The organism is Bradyrhizobium sp. 2TAF24, from assembly GCF_052115025.1.
Taxonomy (GTDB): domain Bacteria; phylum Pseudomonadota; class Alphaproteobacteria; order Rhizobiales; family Xanthobacteraceae; genus Bradyrhizobium_A.
The window spans coordinates 39268-56261 of record NZ_JBFRFW010000006.1 but is presented as its reverse complement, the minus strand read 5'-3'; the positions used below and the strand labels follow the sequence as shown (position 1 = coordinate 56261).

The window sequence follows — 16994 nt, the reverse complement described above, 5'->3', positions numbered from 1 at the left end:
AAGGGGCATTTTATACCCTGTGCGGCACTTTTTTCGCGACTGATAGGACGGTACCGGCGGTTCGTCCGCCGAGAGGACTTTGTTGACAAATATGCGTCAGAATGGCTATTTACTGCCCACTTTGACGCAGAATCACAGATCCACTATGCAACCTCGCCAACACAAAACGGCCAGTTTCCTGTCGGCTCATCCGGTGTTCACCCGGGCTGAGTTCGCGGCGGCCTTCGGCCACCCCGCGGGCGGGGCCAATGTTACGAGCCTGCTCCGGCATCATCTGCGGGCCGGCAACATCAAGCGCGTCAGTCGCGAGGTGTTTGCCGCGGTACCCGCCCATCTGCCGGCGGAGCGGATGGTGATCGACCGCTTCACCGCGGCGAGCAAGCTGCGCCCCGATGGCGTCTTGGGGTTTCACTCAGCCCTTGAGCTGCATGGCATAGCCTATTCCGAGTTCAACGAGGTTCAGCTCATCAGCGCCGGGCGAACCGAACGCGTGGATTTGCCATTTGGCGCTTGCCGTTTCGTCACGCCGCCGAAGGCTTTGGTTGCGGCCGGCAAGGCCGACTACCTGACCATGACTATGGATCGGCAGGGCGTGGCAGTCCGTGTGACGGCTGTTGAACGCACGGTTGTTGATGCCTTGCACCGGCCGGAACTCGCTGGCGGCGTCGAGGAGGTTCTGCAGTCGCTAGACCTGGTGCGCTATCTCGATCCGGTGAAAGTCGCTGACTATGTCGAACTGCTGGACAACCGGTCGCTCGCTTCCGTTTCCGGTTGGTGGCTTGAGAGGCGACGTTCGGCGCTCGGTGTCACCGACGACGTCCTGACGCGCTTGCAGCGCCGTCTTCCACGATCAAAGCATTACGCGCTGGGCGCCGAACCTGGTCACGCAGTGCTCGTCGAGGCGTGGCGTGTGCTTCTGCCGCGGCAGGCTGTCGACGCTGCTTTTGAGGGCGTGTGATGGTCGCGTCGCGGGAAACGCTTCACGATCTTGCGGCCGAGCGGCAGCTTCAACCCGCGACGCTCGAACGGGTGATCCGGCTGATTGACATTCTCGATGCGTTCGGTGCCGACACGCTGATCGGGCCGCGGATCGCTTTGAAGGGTGGCACGGCGCTCAACGTCTTCCACTCCGATCTGGACCGCCTCTCGGTCGATATCGACGTCAACTATGTCGGGGCGCTCAAGAAGGAGCAGATGGATGCGGATCGGCCGGGATTGGAAGACCGGATCGAGCGCTTGATGGAATCGAAAGGCTATGCCGCGCGGCGTGAGCCGTCCGAACATGCCGGCGGCAAATGGATCTACCGTTATGCCTCCGCGCTAGGTGGGGCGGGGACCATCGAGATCGATATCAACTATCTCTACCGCGGCCCTCTCTACGGTGTGGACCGCATGTCCTCGGCGACAATCGGATCCTACCGAGCCACGAACGTGCCGGTTCTCGACATCCATGAAATCGTCGCCGGCAAGATGGTCGCGCTGGTCACGCGACGCACGGCGCGTGATCTGTTCGATGCGCACCGGATCGTCGCCATGCCGGGTCTCGACTGGGTGAAGATCAAGGCGGGCACCTTGATGATCGGCGCGAGCGCCAAGAGCTTCGACTGGCGCACGGCCTCGCCAAACGAGATCGGATGCGAGGTCGGCGACATCACCGGCAAGCTGACCATGTGCCTGCACGACCGGTATTTCGACGCCTTCGGTGGTCCCGCAGCCTGGATCGAGAGCGTCACGGCCGAGTGCCGGGACAAGCTCGCGTCGCTGTTTCGGTTCACGGCGGGGGAGAGGGCATTTCTCGATGCCGTGCTGGACCGGGGCGAGATCGACGCGTCGGCTCTGGAGGCGCCGGAGAACGTGCGCGCCTCGATAGAAGCCAGTCCGGCTCTGCGGTGGAAAGCACAGAACGTCAAAGCATGGAAATCTGGCGACAAGTCGCTGGCCCCACGCACGCGACGAGCAAGGCGGCCACGTGGAGAGACCATGTGAATACTGAAGCGGATACCTGTCGGAAATCCGTTGTTCCGCGCCTGCAGACGGCAGGTTGGGAAGGCGCGCCTCACTCTATCAACGAACAACGGACCTTCACCGATGGCCGGGTGATCTTCATCGGTGGTAAGGCGAAGCGCGGCCGGCAAAAACGTGCCGACTACATCCTGCGCTACCGCGCCGACTACCCGATCGCGGTCGTCGAGGCGAAGGCTGCCTACAAATCTGCCGCCGACGGTCTGCAGCAAGCCAAGGACTACGCCGAGATTCTTGGATTGAAATTCGCGTACGCGACCAACGGCGCGGAGATTCTCGAATTCGACTTTCTCACCGGACGCGAAGCCCTACGGCACGATTTTCCGACACCCGCTGAGCTGTGGGGGCGCCAACGGGTCGGTGTCGGTCTGACTGATGACACGGCCGCCGAGCGCCTGCTCGCGCCCGGGTTTCCCGATCCCGCCAAGCCGCTGCGCTACTATCAAGAGATCGCCGTCAATCGCGCGCTTCAGGCGGTTCTCACCGGCCAGCGGCGCGCGCTGCTCACGCTGTGCACCGGCGCCGGCAAGACCGCGGTGGCATTCCAGATCGCCTGGCGGCTGTGGACCGCCGGTTGGAACAAGCGCGGGGACTTCCGCAAACCCAAAATCCTGTTCCTCGCCGATCGCAACATTCTCGTCGACGACCCGATGGCCAAGACCTTTGCGCCCTTCGGCGACGCGCGTTTCAAGATCGAGAATGGCGAGATCAGCCATGGTCGCGACATCTATTTCGCGATCTACCAAGCCATCGCCAGCGACGAACGACGGCCGGGTCTGTATCGGGAATATGCGCCGGATTTCTTCGACCTGATCATCATCGATGAGTGCCATCGCGGCAGCGCGCGCGACGACAGCAGCTGGCGCGAAATCCTGGAGTATTTCGAACCGGCCTATCAACTCGGCATGACGGCGACACCACTAAGGGAAGACAACCGGGACACCTACGCCTATTTCGGTGCGCCGCTTTATACCTACTCTCTGGCGCAAGGTATCGCGGACGGCTTCCTGGCACCCTATCGCGTACATCGTGTCGTCACGGACTATGATGCCGCGGGATGGAGACCAACCAAGGGCGAACTGGACCGCTTCGGGCGCGAGATTCCCGACGATGAGTACCACACGAGGGATTTCGAGCGCGTCGTCGCGCTGCGCGCTCGCACCGAGGCGATCGCGCGCCACCTCACGCATTTCCTCGCGCAGACCGATCGTTTCGCGAAGACGATCGTTTTCTGCGTGGACCAAGAGCATGCAAGCGAGATGCGTCGCGCCCTTGCCAATCTCAGTGCCGATCTCGTTGCGGATTATCCGGACTATGCCTGCCGCGTGACGGCCGATGAGGGTGATATCGGCAAGGGCAAACTCAGCCGTTTCCAGGACGTCGAGACGAAGGTTCCGGTGATCCTGACGACATCTCAGCTTCTCACCACGGGTGTCGACGCGCCGACCTGCAAGAACGTCGTGCTGGCGCGCGTGGTCGGCTCAATGACGGAGTTCAAGCAGATTATCGGCCGCGGGACCCGGCTGCGTGAAGACTACGGCAAGCTGTTCTTCAACATCCTCGACTACACCGGCACCGCGACTGAAAAATTCGCTGATCCGGACTTCGATGGTGAGCCGACCGTAGAGACGATCACGGAAATCGACGCCGAGGGCGAGATCGTCACCACCCAAGAAGAGGAAAATCCAGCGCCGGAGGCGCCGGACGAGATCGAGACGGAAACCGAGGGTGGTCTTCCCCCCGACGAGGAGCCCGGAGAACCGCGTAAACTCTACGTCGATGGCGGCACGGTCGAAGTGGTGGCGCATCTGGTCTACGAACTTGATACGGACGGCAAACGACTGACCTGCAAGAAGCTGACGGACTGGACCGGTGAGAAGGTCCGCACGCTCTATCCGACCGCTGCAAGCTTCCGCGCCGACTGGGTGCGAGCGGACAAGCGCCACGCGATCGTCGAGGCGCTCGCTGAACGGGGCATCGACCTGGAGAGCCTGGCCGAAGAAGCCGGGCGGCCGGAGGACGATCCGTTCGATCTCCTTTGCCATCTCGCCTGGAACGCGCCGCTCCGCACGCGACGTGAACGCGCCGAACGTCTCAAGCGAGATCGAACGGATTTCTTCGACCGGTATGGCGGCGATGCCCGGACCGTGCTGGAGGCGCTACTCGAGAAATACGCCGAGCACGGCGCCGCACAGTTCGTCCTGCCGGGTATCTTGAAGGTGCCGCCGCTGGCCGGGTTCGGCAATCCGAGCGAGATCGCTCGCCGCTTCGGCGGCCCGGACAAGCTTCGCGACGCCGTCAACGAAATGTCCGGCCTGTTGTACGCCGCTTAGGAAAGACCTGTGAATGCCCCGTGAGAAGAAGATCAATACGCCGAAAACCACGGCGCAGAGGCTCGACAGCCTCATCAAGTCCGCACGCAACAAGATGCGCAAGGACCGGGAGCTAAAGACGGACCTCACGCGGCTGCCCACCCTTACCTGGCTGATGTTCCTGAAATTCGTCGACGACATGGAGCGCGTCCACGAGGACGAGGCTGTGCTCGCCGTCGAACCGTATCGTCTTCTGATCGATGCGCCTTACCGCTGGCGAGACTGGGCGGCCGATCCGGCGGGCATCACCGGGCCGGACCTGCTTTCGTTCATCAACGGCGAGCAGTCCGTTCGTGCGGACGGCACGCAGGGTCCGGGCCTGTTCGCTTTCCTACGAGGTCTGCGCGGCAATGGCGCCGGCCGCCAGCGTCGCGATGTGGTCTCCGCAGTGTTTCGCGATCTCCGGAATTACGCGACCAGCGGGTATGTGCTGCGGGACGTCATCAACTTGATCAACGGCATCCATTTCGACAGCACCGAGGACATCCAGACCCTCGGCCGGATGTATGAGACTCTGTTACGCGAGATGCGCGATGCCGCGGGTCAGAACGGAGAGTTCTATACGCCGCGTCCCGTCGTGCGTTTCATGGTCGAGGCGATCGATCCCAAGCTCGGCGAAGTCGTGCTCGATCCTGCCTGCGGCACGGGCGGGTTTCTGGCCGCTGCCTTTGACCATATGAAGCCGCAAGCCAGCACGGTCGAAAAACGCGAAATCCTTCAGCGCAAGACCTTGCGCGGCGGCGAGGATTCCTCGCTTCCGTTCCTGCTAGCGCAGATGAACCTGCTGCTGCACGGGATCGAAGCGCCCGACATCGAATTCGGCAACGCGCTGCGATTCAAGCTGACCGAGATCGGCGAGCGGGATCGGGTCGAAGTCATTCTGACCAATCCGCCGTTCGGCGGTGAGGAAGAAGCCGGCATCCTCACGAATTTTCCGGATGATCGCCGCACTGCTGAGACCGCACTGCTGTTTCTGCAGCTCATCATGCGGCGGCTCAAGCGCGGCGGACTCGGGCGCGCCGGCGTAGTCGTGCCGCACGGAATCCTCTTCGGCGACGGCATTGCCGCGCGGATCAAGGCCGACCTTCTGGAACAGTTCAATGTTCACACCGTCGTCCGGTTGCCCGACGGCACGTTTGCGCCATACACGGACATCCCGATCAACATCATCTTCTTCGATACGTCCGGTCCGACGCGCGACATCTGGTACTGGGAGCAACCGCTTCCGGAAGGCCGGCGGAAATACTCCAAGACGCAGCCGCTGCAGTATGAGGAGCTCGCCGATTGCCGAGCCTGGTGGTCTGACCGAAAGGAAGGATCGCAGGCTTGGAAGGTCTTCGGTCCCGATTTGATCAAGCGCGATGAACAGGGGCGCGTCGTCACGGTTGATTTAGATCTGAGAAATCCGCGTGCGAAGGCAGCGATCGATCACCGACTGCCGGAGGAGATCGTCGAGAGCGCCATCGTCAAAGAGCAACACGTGCTGGCCGTCTTGAACGAGATCAAGGCGCTTGTGGCGGAGCGCGAGTAGTTCATGCCGAGCTTTCCTCTTATCCCACTGGGTGAACTCCTCACCTACGCGCCGGAGCCTCACGGGGTGGAGCCCGACGGCGAGTATCCGATCGCGGGCATCTATGGATTCGGTCGCGGGATGATTCAGCGCGCGGCGGTCGCTGGACGCGAGATGGCCGCCACGCAGTTGTTTCGAATCCGGGCGGGCCAGTTCATCTATAGCCGGTTGAAGTCTTTTGAAGGCGCTTATGCGATCGTTTCTTCAGAGGTGGACGGGTATTTCGTCTCGAACGAATTCCCGACCTTCGACCTGCATTATGAACAACTCGAGCCCGGATTCCTTGGCTGGTACTTCAAACAGGACCGAGTCTGGCAGCAATTAGCCTCAGACGGGAAGGGAATCGGCGCCCGCCGAGAGAGGCTGCATCCCAGGCGCCTCCTCGATCACGCCATCCCCCTTCCTCCGATCGAGCAGCAACGGCGGATCATTGCGAAGCTCGACGGCGCGGCGTCGCAACTGAAGACGATGCGTCGGGCCGCCGATGCCGCGCGCGCGGAGCTCAACGCAACAATTGAGGCAGCTTTTCGGAAGGTGATCGCAGGCGCTCCGCGCGTCGCGATGATGGACATTGCGCCGCTCGTGCGGCGACCGATCGCAGTTGATCCAGACGGAAGTTACCCGGAACTTGGCGTGCGGTCGTTCGGCAAAGGGACATTCCGAAAACCATCACTCTCGGGCATTGAGGTCGGCAGCAAACGGCTTTTCGAAATTCACGAGGGCGATCTACTCTTTAATATTGTCTTTGCTTGGGAGGGGGCGGTCGCGGTGGCGAGCGCGGCCGATCATGGCCGCTTAGGATCCCATAGGTTCCTGACCTGCGTTCCCGACCCTCGGCGCGCAACGTCCAATTTCCTTCTCTATTATTTTCTCACATTGGAGGGGACGGAGCGTCTCGGTGCTGCTTCGCCAGGCGGCGCAGGGCGCAACCGCACGCTCGGACTCAAGGGTTTAGAGTCGATCGTCGTGCCCGCGCCGTCTCTGGACGCGCAACTCTGGTTCGATGAACTCCAACAGAAGGCCGTCGGTGTCCATGTCGGTCAATCAGATGTCGCGGGCGAGCTGGCTCGTCTGATTCCGGCTCTGCTACACCAAGCATTCTATTAAGCGCGGCAGCTAATCGGCCCTGAAGATGCTAAGCGCGCATCGCTCAGCACTTCCGGCGAGCGAACTCCTACTGAGACAATCCTGCGCCAGCGGTTGGAACTCCCGAGCAATGCTGAAGGGCGATTAAGGCGACGCCCTGAACGCCGACGGCTCTCACGTCGGCTCGCCTGGTTGCGCCGCCCCGAGGGCCCCCACGACGCCGAACTCGTCCGAGATCGATGCCAGCCGCCCCGCTTGTCTCCAATGCCGGCCCGCGGCCCATCCGCTCCGCCACGAGGCTGAAGGGGATTGACTCCAGGATCAATTAGGAGAAAATAGGACCTAGAAAAATCTGGAGGCAATGATGGCGAATCCGCAGACTTCAGTAGCGTCGACCGTGCGTTCCAGTCCGATCCACCACCTTCATCCGGTCGGCGACGTCTGTCCGGTTTGCGAGCAGGCCATCCCACACGACCGCGCCGACGAGGTCGCTGAGCGGCTGCAGGCGCGTGAGAAGGCTCAGTCTGCCACTATCACCGCGCGGCTGCAGGAGAAGTTCGACACCGAGAAGGCAGAGGCTCTCGAGCGTGCACGGTTAGAAGCTGACCAAAAAATCATTGAGGCCAGAGAACAGGCCCGCCTGGCGGCTGAACTCCAGTCGAAGGCGCAGGTGGACGCGGCGGAAGCCGCGCGTGTTGCAGCCCAGGATGCGCTTCAGGCCAAGACTGTCGAGGCTGCGACCGAGAAGACCAACGCTGAGGCGGCGAAGGTTGCGCTTCAGGGCCAACTCGAACAGGTGCAGCGTGAAGCCGTCACCGCGATCGAGAAGGTGAAGGCGGACGCGGCGGCGCAGGAAGACGCGATCCGCTCAGAGGCGGCGCGCGTCGCAACGGAAGCGGCTGCGAGCCGGCTGGCGGAAGTCGAGGCTCAGAAAGTGACCGCCGAAAATGCCGGCGAGGCACTGAAGGCCGAACTGACGCAAGCCAGGCTGACCAGCGATCAAGCCCTGGCGGACGCCCAGGCAAAAGCGGCCGCCCGTGAAGTGGAAGTCCGTGCTGAAGTCGGCGCGGCCGCTGAGGCCGCGGCACTGCTGCAGATTGGCGCCGCCGAACAGGCCAAGGCCGACGCCGAAGCTAAGGCGGCCGCCGCGGAGGCGACAGCGAAAAGCCTCCAAGAATCCCATGAAGCTCAACTCAATGAGCGGCTGCAAGAACAGCGTGAGGCCCTCGAGGCCGACAAGGTAGCGGCCGTCAACGCCGAGAAGTCGGCCACGTTTGAAGACCGCCAGAAGTTGGCCAACAAGGTGGAAGAACTGCAACGCGCCCTCGAGAAGAAGACCGCCGAAGAGCTCGGCGAAGGCGCCGAAATCAATCTGTTTGAAGCGCTGAAGGCTGAGTTCGATGGTGATCGCATCGTGCGCGTGACAAAGGGCCAACAAGGCGCAGACATCCTGCACACCGTTATTCACAACGGACAGGAGTGCGGCACGATCATCTACGATTCGAAGAACCACAACGCGTGGCGGAATGATTTCGTGACCAAACTGCGGTCGGACCAGTTAAGTGCGCAGGCCGACCATGCCGTCTTGTCGTCCAGCAAGTTCCCGTCCGGCGCCCGGCAGTTGCATATTCAGGACGGCGTCGTGATCGCTTGCCCGGCGCGGGTAGTTGCTCTCATCCAGCTCGTTCGCGCCCATCTGGTTCAATCTCACACCCTGCGCATGAGCAACGCCGAACGGACCCAGAAAACTGCGGCCCTGTACAGCTTCATTACTTCCCAGCAGTGCGCCGACTCATTCGCGCGGCTGGATGAGCTAGCGGAGTCGCTGCTGGAGATTCAGACGAAGGAGGTCAAAGCCCACGAAAACGTCTGGAAGCAGCAGGGCCTAGCCATCCGCGCGGCCATGAAAGTGCAGGCTGAATTGCGCAACCAGATCGACTCCATCATCGGCACAGCATCCGCGCCGGAGAGCCCTCAATGAAGAGCGCGCAGGTCATTCCGGACCGCAACAATGTCATCAATCTTCAGGAGCGTCGGCTCGATCGTACCGTCCTGCGCACATACCGGACAAAGGCCGATATCGACGACATCGTGCCGAACGAAAAGCAGCCCCGCATGGGTCCGAAGATCGATGAAGAGCTGCAGCGGCAGATCGAAGCGAATGGCGGCCTCTTCGAACCCCTACTTGTCGAGCCACACCCTGACTTACCGGGAAAGTTTCGGATTATTGACGGCGACCGCCGGTGGACCAATTCGCAGGTTCTGGTGGAACAGGGGAAGGAAGATTATCGGCAGATCCCAATCGAGGTTACCGACCGAACCTTGAGCGAGGAGGACCGACTTCGGGTCTGGATTTATATCCATCGCCAGCGGAAGGAATGGGACGCCAAGGAAAAGGAAATGGTGGCCTATCGCCTAGTCGACATGATGGGCCGGTCGAGCGCTGCCAACATCCTCGGCATCACAGTGCGTGAGCTGGACAAGCTAGTCGATGTGTTCGAGCTCTCAGAAAAATTCACCAGTCTTCGTGACCCCAGCGCCGCGATCACCTGGTCACGTGAGCTGATGGGCGTTAGCAAGAAACTACTTACGCCGACTGTCATCGAAGCGGTGGTCAAGAAGGTCAACCAGAAGCGCATTACCAATTCGAAAGACCTTCGGAAGCTCCGGACGATCTTGCCCGATCCAGTCGCGCGTTCGCAGTTTCTGAGCGATGCGGGAGATTTGGAGTCGGCAATGCTGCGCCTGGGGCCCGCGCCTAAGCCAGTCAAGGGCGGCCTATCCGGCGATCTTGAAGCTGCGGTAGACGCGATGAAACAGATTCCTTTCTCGACCCTGCAGGAACTCAAAGGGGATGCGGATATCTTGAAGAAGATCGACGAAGCGGAGGTGTTATTGAAATCGCTCCGCGGCGCGCTTTCGTAGTTCGGAGATTGGCGGCGTGACGTCAATAAAAGCTGGGCCGCGGGATTATTCAGAACAGGTAGCATGGCGAGCACATGCGTATCGGAAAGTCCTGCGTTACGGCAATGTCGGTCGTGAAGAAATATTGGTCGTCGCGAGAGTGCGAGAACGTCGGCTGGGGGAAACAGAGTGATATTGACCGACAACGAGACGAAGGTCGATCTCCTTAACAACGAAGCGATCGCCAAGACGATCATCGCGTTGCTGCGGGAGAAACCGGAGCGGCCGGTGACGATTGGCGTTCACGGTGATTGGGGCGCGGGGAAGTCCAGCATCCTCGAGATGATCGAGGGTGGCCTCGCGGACCAGGACGGCGTCCTCTGTCTCAAGTTCAACGGATGGCGGTTTCAGGGTTTCGAAGACGCCAAGATCGCGCTGATCGAGGGCATCGTCACCGGTTTGATCGAGAAGCGTCCGTTGCTGTCGAAGGCCGGGGCAGCGGTCACAGATATCTTCCGCCGGATCGATTGGCTCAAGATCGCGCGCCACGGCGGCGGTCTGGCGTTCACCGCCATGACGGGCATTCCAACAGCCGACCAAATCGGCGCGGTCGTCGACACCGTGAAGGGCGCCTTCGCCGATCCCGCCAAACTCGCGACCAAGGAGAACTACGACAAGGCCGTTGATGGCGTGCAGGGGCTGTTGAAGCCGGCCGAGTCGAAGAACGTTCCGGAAGAGATCGAGGCCTTCCGGAAGGCTTTCACGGGCCTCCTGAAGGCGGCCGGTGTCGACCAGTTGATCGTATTGATCGACGATCTCGATCGCTGCCTTCCCGACACTGCCATCGAGACGCTCGAAGCGGTCCGCCTGTTTGTATTTACCGACCGCACCGCCTTCGTCGTGGCCGCCGATGAGGCGATGATCGAGTATTCGGTGCGCAAGCATTTCCCCGAGCTGCCGGACACGACCGGTCCCCGCGACTACGCTCGGAACTACCTCGAGAAGCTGATCCAGATACCATTCCGCATACCGGCGTTGGGGGAGACCGAGACCCGCATCTACGTGACGCTGCTCCTGATTGGCGCGGAACTCGCCGACGACGACGCAGACTATGCGAAACTGATCGACGCGGCGCGCAGCCTTCTCAAGCGGCCGTGGACGACGGCTGGCCTGGATGCGCAGACCGTCAGGACCGCGCTCGGCGACAAGGCCAGTGACGTTCAGAACGCGCTCACACTGAGCGATCAAATCGGCCCCATCCTCGCCAGCGGCACTCAGGGTAATCCGCGACAGATCAAGAGATTCTTGAACACGCTCATGCTGCGGCACCAGACGGCGCTGGCGCGTGGGTTCGGCGAGGAGGTTAAGCTCCCGGTCCTGGCCAAGCTCATGTTGGCCGAGCGCTTCATGTCGCGGTTGTTCGACCAGATCGCGAGTGCCGCTGCCCGCAGTTCCGATGGACGTTGCGCGGACCTATCGGCCCTCGAAGGGGCCGCCACCGACATGGCGGATACGTCGAAACCCAAACGCAGCCGTTCGAAGACAGCGGTCGACGACGAGGTCAAATCGGACGCCGAGGCGAAGGACAGCGCTGTATTGGCGGAATGGAAGGCGGCGGAAGCAATCCGGGCCTGGGCGCGCCTCACGCCGTCCTTGGCCGAGGTCGATCTTCGCCCGTACCTCTTCGTCACCAAAGACCGGAAGGACTATTTTGGGGCGGCCTCAGTCCTGGGTCGGCTGGCCGCTGTGGTCGAAAAGCTGCTCGGGTCAAAGCTTGCCGTACAGGCCTTCGAAGGGGAGCTGAAGCAGCTCGTGCCCGCGGAAGCGGCCCAGGTGTTCGAAGAACTGCGCGGCCGCGTCATGGGCAGCGACGCCTTCGAGACAGCGCCGCCCGGCATCGATGGTGTCGCCGTGCTGGTGCGCGCCCATCCGACCTTGCAGCCGAATCTCCTCGATCTCCTGGAGGCTCTTCCGGCGGATCGCTGCGGTCCCTGGCCGGCGTCCGGCTGGGAGGGCGTGATCAAGGATGGGGAATCGGTGGCCCGCTTCGAGCGGCTCTTGCAGACTTGGTCCACATCCAAGGGCTCGTTCCTGAAGACGACGGCAGCGGCGGCGCTGCGCACGCGCGGGAATCGACGCTGATGGGAACCTCGAACGCATATGGCGGCGCCGGCGGCGGGACCCCCTTGATCCCGAGTTGGTTAGAGAGCGATGGCGGCGGCGCAGGAAGTGGCGCGGCACCGCCGGGCGATGGCGCGCGCTTTCCCCCTGCGGACGGCGCGACGCCCGCGGTCCCTCCCGCGCCGGCGCCGAGACCAATCGCGCCGGCGGCAGCGGATTCTGACCGCTTCAGAGCCGCGCGTAACAGCTTCTCGCGTTTCGCCGGTTCAGGGGGTAGCGATAGCCGTAACTTGGGACGCGCGGTCTCTCGCTACGTCTCGACCTCGGCCGGCGGGGCTCGTCGCGCCGCTCAACGGATGGGTTCGTCCCGTGGGGCAGGAGCGGGGCTTGTCCGCTTCCTGAACGACGCGAGCGCCAACGGCGCCCGCGAAGCGCTCCGGGCGTTGAACCTCGAAAGCCTAGCGGGACGCCCGATCGAAGAGGTGTTCGCCGGGCTCGCGGACTATATTTGTCCGGAAGGCGGATCGATTGATGAGGGCATCGCGCGCGACGCGTTCATCGAGACGATCGCAGACCTCGCGGGTGCCGGTATCACCGACATCGACTCTCTGACCCCCACACAGATCCAGACGGTGTTTGAACTCTACGCAACCCACGCGATCGAGGCTCGCTTGTGCAACGACATCGGGACCAAAGTCGTCACGTTGCCGGCGGACCCTCGCGCGGCGGCGCGCGTCGAAGCGCAGCTTCGGGACTTCATTCAACGCGGTGTCAGCGACGCCATTAACGCGGCCGGCGTCAACATCCAGGCCCTGTCGTCGGACGCGGTCACAGGCTTCGTCACGACGGTCTACCAGTCCGCGTTCGAGGTCCTACAGACAATGGGCGATGCGGAGGCGGGCGAATGAGGCGGCACGTCCTGATCGGGCGCTTCGGCGCCGACGATAAAACCCGCGTGCCCAAAGCGCGTGATGAGGTCGCTTCAACCCTTCAACTCGTCGCCGGCAAGCGCTTAGACCATGGGATTGGGCGGGCCTTGGACGACTTGAAGGCGCTGTTTCTGTCGCCAAGCGAAATCGGCGCGGACCTGCTTGTCGTCGCGGCGCATGTCCATGCGGCAGACACTCGGCTGTCCCGTTCCAGCGAGTCGCAGGACGCTTGGACACGTGAGATTCGATTGGTCGTCCCGGTCAGTGATCCGGTTCGATGGGCAGCGGCCGCTCCGATCCTGGTGCGGGCCCTCAACTTCCTTACCGGCGACCGATGGGTAGTCGGCTTCAGGAAACGGCCGAAGGCGTTCAAGACGATCGTGCCTGCCGCGCCGCCGAGTTTGCTGCTGCCCCCGTTTGACGGCGTCAGCCTATTTTCAGGCGGCCTCGACAGCCTGATCGGCGCGATCGATGCCCTTGAAGGTAAGGAGACGCCGCTGCTCGTGAGCCATGCAGGCGAAGGGTTAGTGAGCAAATCGCAAGAGCGCTGCTTCGACGGCCTTAAGGCCGCATATCCCGGGTCCGCATTCAATCGGCTCCGAGTCTGGATGAGCTTCGATGCGGGTCTATTTGATGATGTGGCGTCGGAGGATACGACACGCGGCCGATCCTTCCTATTTTTCTCTCTTGGGGTGACGGCCGGAACATCCTTGGCGAGGCCGTTCGTGCTGAAGGTGCCGGAGAATGGTCTGATCGCGCTCAATGTGCCGCTCGATCGCCTGAGGCTCGGGGCGCTCAGCACGCGGACGACACACCCATTTTATATCGCGCGCTGGAACGAGATGCTTACTGCACTCGGGATCGGAGGTCGCATCGACAATCCGTACTGGGACAAGACCAAGGGCGAGATGGTCACCGCCTGTGCGAGCCCGGCCGTGCTGTCGAAGCTCGTGCTGTCGTCCTTGTCGTGTTCGTCGCCCAGCAAGGGACGGTGGACAAAGCAGCCGCAAGGTCATTGCGGATTCTGTTTGCCCTGTTTGATCCGGCGCGCCGCTCTCCAGCCGAACGACCCGACGGTGTATACGCTTGCGAATCTCCGCGCCGGTCCCCTCGACACGAAACAGGCCGCAGGTCAGCAGGTGCGCTCGTTTCAGATTGCGATCGCGCGTCTGGCTGACCGTCCTGAACTCGCCAAGGTGCTGATCCATAAGCCCGGGCCGCTCTACGACGATCCCGCCCGACACGATGCGCTGGCAGGCGTCTACCGTAGGGGGCTAGAGGAGGTCGGCCGACTTTTGACCGGTGTTCAGACGGCTCCAACGTGACTTCGGATAAAGTGCGCCCGCTCGTAGACTTCCATTGCCATCTCGACCTCTATCCCGACCATGCCGAAGCGGTGGCGCGGTGTGAGCGCGAAGGTGTCTTCACCCTCGCCGTGACAACGACGCCGAAGGCTTGGCCACGCAATCACGAACTCGCGGCAGCGACGCGCCACGTCCGAGCTGCTTTGGGACTTCATCCGCAGCTCGTCGCCGAGCGTGGCCACGAAATTGCGCTCTGGAAGGAATTGCTGCCGCGGACGCGCTACGTCGGAGAGGTCGGTCTCGACGCAGGGCCGAGATTCTACCGCTCGTTCGACCGGCAGAAGGAGGTTTTCGCAGAGGTCCTTACCTCGTGCGCCACAGCATCCGAGAAGATCTTGACCGTCCACAGTGTTCGCGCGACGAAGATCGTGCTCGACATGATCGAGAAGCATCTTCCGCCGCCGCGCGGCCGAGTGGTGTTGCATTGGTTCACTGGGACGGCGTCCGAAATCCGCCGCGCCGTAGATCTCGGTTGTTATTTCTCAATCAACGCTGAAATGCTCGCGAATGAAAGTCGAACCGTCGCGAACCGCGCGTTCCCGTTAGGGCGCGTCCTTACAGAGACCGATGGCCCATTCACACGAACCGGCGCTCGCCCATCCGAGCCCAGTGATGTTTGGCGCGCGGTCGAAGGCTTGGCGAGCCTGCATGATTTGGAAGCAGCCGATGTCGGTCGCCGGATCGGCACCAACCTCAAAGCACTTTTGGATGAAGTGTCATAGCGACTTGTGTTAGCTGCACGCTTGATCATCGATCGAGAATGACGGTGCGAGATCGACCACGCAGAGGGAAAGACGAATAGCTGTCATGATCCACGGGCTTCCGCCAACATCAGGCGATGACCCGGACACGCTGCCGGCGTAAAGAAAGTCGGCATGCGGGCTGACTTCTGGGGCTAGTGCCGCGCGGCACCAGTATCGCGATTGTGACAAAGCGGTCGAGCTGGTCTATAAGCAGTGACGGTCTTTTCTCAGGCCCCTTGGCCATACGCTGCTCCCCGGAGTCTTCGAGGAAATCGACCGATCGATAGCGATAGTTGTCGAAGCCGCGCAAAATTTGAATCGCGCAAATTTCCCTTTGAAATCAAAAGCGAAAAAATTTGACGGACTGACAGTCGGGTTTAGACCGTCAGCAGAAAATTTTGCGTATAAAAATCAGCGCGTTACCATGCGTTGAGAGAATCGAGTGGGAGTAGTGTGATCGGGTGCTGTTGCGCGGCTTGGCGTAGTTTTGGTGAGGTTGTTTCCTTCTAGGAGGCTGACAGAGAGTTGTGGCGGCCACTTAAGCTCGATTAAGGTGGGCATTCCACCTCTTTTCACTAGCCGAGTATTGTAGCGCATTTCGTCGCGCAGAAGGGCGGCTGGGCTGGCCCAAAGCCCCGGTTTGGAAGCATTGTTATTGGCGCAAAGAGGCCTGCTCTAGGAAGGTAGCCAATTCCGCTCCCTCGTCGGCCTCGAAAATGGCGTTCAGTTCGGCCGGCTTCGCGTTGCTTGCATTGGCGGAAACCAGATCGTCGCGCCTAGCGGTTCAAAAAAACGATTCCCCAACCGCGAATGTTTCCACCGGGCCGTTCTTGAGCCGCGAGCAGACCTCGCCCTTGGGTTCGGGTACGATGGCGTCTCGACTAGCGCCCGTGCCGGAGGTCCTCGGCCGCGCGTCGGAGGATCTCATGAAGCCAGTCGTGCGAGGGTTCGCCCTCGACACGCTCATGCCACAACAGCCGGACTTCGACGGGGGTTGTGGTGTAGGGCAGCTCGTAGGTCGCAATCGCATGATTTTGCTCGAGCGTCCTTGCCAGCGGACGCGGGACAATGGCTGCCAGTTCGGAATCCTGGAGCAGCGCAGGGAGCGCAAGAAAATGCGGCAATGAGACCGCGATCCGCGGCGGGCGGTCGCTTTCCGAGAGCGCCCGCTCGAGCGCCGCGCGGTCATACATCTCAGAGCGCCGGGCGAGACCTCGCTCCGAGATGAAGCCGCCGATGGCGCCCTCCTGCTCGCCGCCAAAGGAGACGACGACCAGCGACAGGCGCGCAAGTTTTGCTTTGTCAAGCCGGCCGAGTTTACGCTTTCCGCCGACAATGAGCACGTCGTCATATTCGAATAACAGCGACGTGCGGAAGCGGCTCGGAGGGACCGAGAAGACGCCGATAGCCACGTCGATGCGACCGAGATCGATCTGCTCGGCAAGGTCGATTCGGGTCACGGGCTTGATGGTCAGGTCAATGGACGGCGCCTCTCGGCCGAGTAGTTTCAGGAGCGGAGATGCCAGGACCATCGTCGTGAAGTCGTTGGCGGCGAGCGTGAACTGCTTGGTGGACGTTGCCGGGACGAAGGTCGGCAGCTCGACCGCGGCCTCAAGGGTTCGCAGAGCCTCACGAACCTGCGGCGCCATCGTCAGCGCGCGCGCCGTGGGTTGCATGCCCGTGGCCGTGCGCACGAACAGTTCGTCCTCCAGCATCTCGCGAAGTCGGGCAAGCGAATGACTCACGGCGGACTGGGTCAGCGCAACCTTCTGGCTGGCGCGCAGCACGCTGCGTTCCTCCATAACGGCGTCGAACACCTTGAGCAGATTCAAGTCCAATGTCTTGAAAGAAACGGGCACGACGAGGATCCTGTTGGCAGCCAG

Annotated in this window: 12 protein-coding genes and 1 pseudogene; 11 read left to right on the top strand and 2 right to left on the bottom strand. The window is 62.0% G+C overall.

All coding sequences use genetic code 11. From position 1 onward, the window contains the following. Nucleotides 1-145: 145 nt before the first annotated feature. The 11 genes from AB4Z37_RS11305 to qatD all read left to right on the top strand — a co-directional run bounded on the left by AB4Z37_RS11305 (nucleotide 146) and on the right by qatD (nucleotide 15090). A complete protein-coding gene (locus AB4Z37_RS11305) occupies nucleotides 146-958 on the top strand; it encodes a type IV toxin-antitoxin system AbiEi family antitoxin domain-containing protein (RefSeq protein ID WP_441516830.1) in 813 nt (270 codons plus the stop codon). After that, the gene (locus tag AB4Z37_RS11300; protein WP_441516829.1) at nucleotides 958-1986 is read left to right on the top strand and encodes a nucleotidyl transferase AbiEii/AbiGii toxin family protein; all 1029 of its coding nucleotides are present in this window, start codon (nucleotides 958-960) and stop codon (nucleotides 1984-1986) included. Before AB4Z37_RS11305 ends, AB4Z37_RS11300 begins: the two co-directional genes overlap by 1 nt. Further along, nucleotides 1983-4355: an EcoAI/FtnUII family type I restriction enzme subunit R gene (hsdR, locus tag AB4Z37_RS11295; RefSeq protein WP_441516828.1), complete on the top strand. Its 2373-nt coding sequence runs from the start codon at nucleotides 1983-1985 to the stop codon at nucleotides 4353-4355. Before AB4Z37_RS11300 ends, hsdR begins: the two co-directional genes overlap by 4 nt. A 13-nt stretch (nucleotides 4356-4368) precedes the next feature. Next, a complete protein-coding gene (locus AB4Z37_RS11290; protein ID WP_441516827.1) occupies nucleotides 4369-5925 on the top strand; it encodes an N-6 DNA methylase in 1557 nt (518 codons plus the stop codon). A gap of 3 nt (nucleotides 5926-5928) precedes the next feature. Beyond that, nucleotides 5929-7071: a hypothetical protein gene (locus AB4Z37_RS11285; protein WP_441516826.1), complete on the top strand. Its 1143-nt coding sequence runs from the start codon at nucleotides 5929-5931 to the stop codon at nucleotides 7069-7071. 343 nt (nucleotides 7072-7414) lie between these two features. Next, on the top strand, nucleotides 7415-9031 hold the full coding sequence (locus AB4Z37_RS11280; protein ID WP_441516825.1) for a DUF2130 domain-containing protein: 1617 nt from the start codon (nucleotides 7415-7417) through the stop codon (nucleotides 9029-9031). Beyond that, nucleotides 9028-9975, top strand: coding sequence for a ParB/RepB/Spo0J family partition protein (locus AB4Z37_RS11275; protein ID WP_441516824.1), 948 nt, complete (start codon nucleotides 9028-9030; stop codon nucleotides 9973-9975). Before AB4Z37_RS11280 ends, AB4Z37_RS11275 begins: the two co-directional genes overlap by 4 nt. A 168-nt stretch (nucleotides 9976-10143) precedes the next feature. Continuing rightward, nucleotides 10144-12096, top strand: coding sequence for a Qat anti-phage system ATPase QatA (gene qatA / locus AB4Z37_RS11270; RefSeq protein ID WP_441516823.1), 1953 nt, complete (start codon nucleotides 10144-10146; stop codon nucleotides 12094-12096). Continuing rightward, complete coding sequence (gene qatB / locus AB4Z37_RS11265; RefSeq protein WP_441516822.1) at nucleotides 12096-12983, top strand: Qat anti-phage system associated protein QatB; 888 nt, start codon at nucleotides 12096-12098, stop codon at nucleotides 12981-12983. The genes qatA and qatB overlap by 1 nt, the downstream gene beginning before the upstream one ends. Next, nucleotides 12980-14329 carry a Qat anti-phage system QueC-like protein QatC gene (gene qatC, locus AB4Z37_RS11260; protein WP_441516821.1) on the top strand — a complete coding sequence of 450 codons (1350 nt, stop codon included), beginning with the start codon at nucleotides 12980-12982 and terminating at the stop codon, nucleotides 14327-14329. Before qatB ends, qatC begins: the two co-directional genes overlap by 4 nt. After that, the gene (gene qatD / locus AB4Z37_RS11255; RefSeq protein ID WP_441516820.1) at nucleotides 14326-15090 is read left to right on the top strand and encodes a Qat anti-phage system TatD family nuclease QatD; all 765 of its coding nucleotides are present in this window, start codon (nucleotides 14326-14328) and stop codon (nucleotides 15088-15090) included. Before qatC ends, qatD begins: the two co-directional genes overlap by 4 nt. Nucleotides 15091-15763: 673 nt before the next feature. Here the strand turns inward: qatD and AB4Z37_RS11250 are convergent. Beyond that, nucleotides 15764-15967: pseudogene (locus tag AB4Z37_RS11250) on the bottom strand (cupin domain-containing protein); the annotation flags it as partial. A 25-nt stretch (nucleotides 15968-15992) separates the two neighbouring features. After that, nucleotides 15993-16943, bottom strand: coding sequence for a LysR family transcriptional regulator (locus AB4Z37_RS11245; RefSeq protein WP_441516819.1), 951 nt, complete (start codon nucleotides 16941-16943; stop codon nucleotides 15993-15995). Nucleotides 16944-16994: the final 51 nt, after the last annotated feature.

What these genes read in the sequence shown, in the direction of transcription:
- AB4Z37_RS11305 (WP_441516830.1), top strand. Translation starts at nt 146, where the DNA reads ATGCAACCTCGCCAACACAAAACGGCCAGTTTCCTGTCGGCTCATCCG.
- AB4Z37_RS11300 (WP_441516829.1), top strand. Translation starts at nt 958, where the DNA reads ATGGTCGCGTCGCGGGAAACGCTTCACGATCTTGCGGCCGAGCGGCAG.
- AB4Z37_RS11290 (WP_441516827.1), top strand. Translation starts at nt 4,369, where the DNA reads ATGCCCCGTGAGAAGAAGATCAATACGCCGAAAACCACGGCGCAGAGG.
- AB4Z37_RS11285 (WP_441516826.1), top strand. Translation starts at nt 5,929, where the DNA reads ATGCCGAGCTTTCCTCTTATCCCACTGGGTGAACTCCTCACCTACGCG.
- AB4Z37_RS11280 (WP_441516825.1), top strand. Translation starts at nt 7,415, where the DNA reads ATGGCGAATCCGCAGACTTCAGTAGCGTCGACCGTGCGTTCCAGTCCG.
- AB4Z37_RS11275 (WP_441516824.1), top strand. Translation starts at nt 9,028, where the DNA reads ATGAAGAGCGCGCAGGTCATTCCGGACCGCAACAATGTCATCAATCTT.
- qatB (WP_441516822.1), top strand. Translation starts at nt 12,096, where the DNA reads ATGGGAACCTCGAACGCATATGGCGGCGCCGGCGGCGGGACCCCCTTG.
- qatC (WP_441516821.1), top strand. Translation starts at nt 12,980, where the DNA reads ATGAGGCGGCACGTCCTGATCGGGCGCTTCGGCGCCGACGATAAAACC.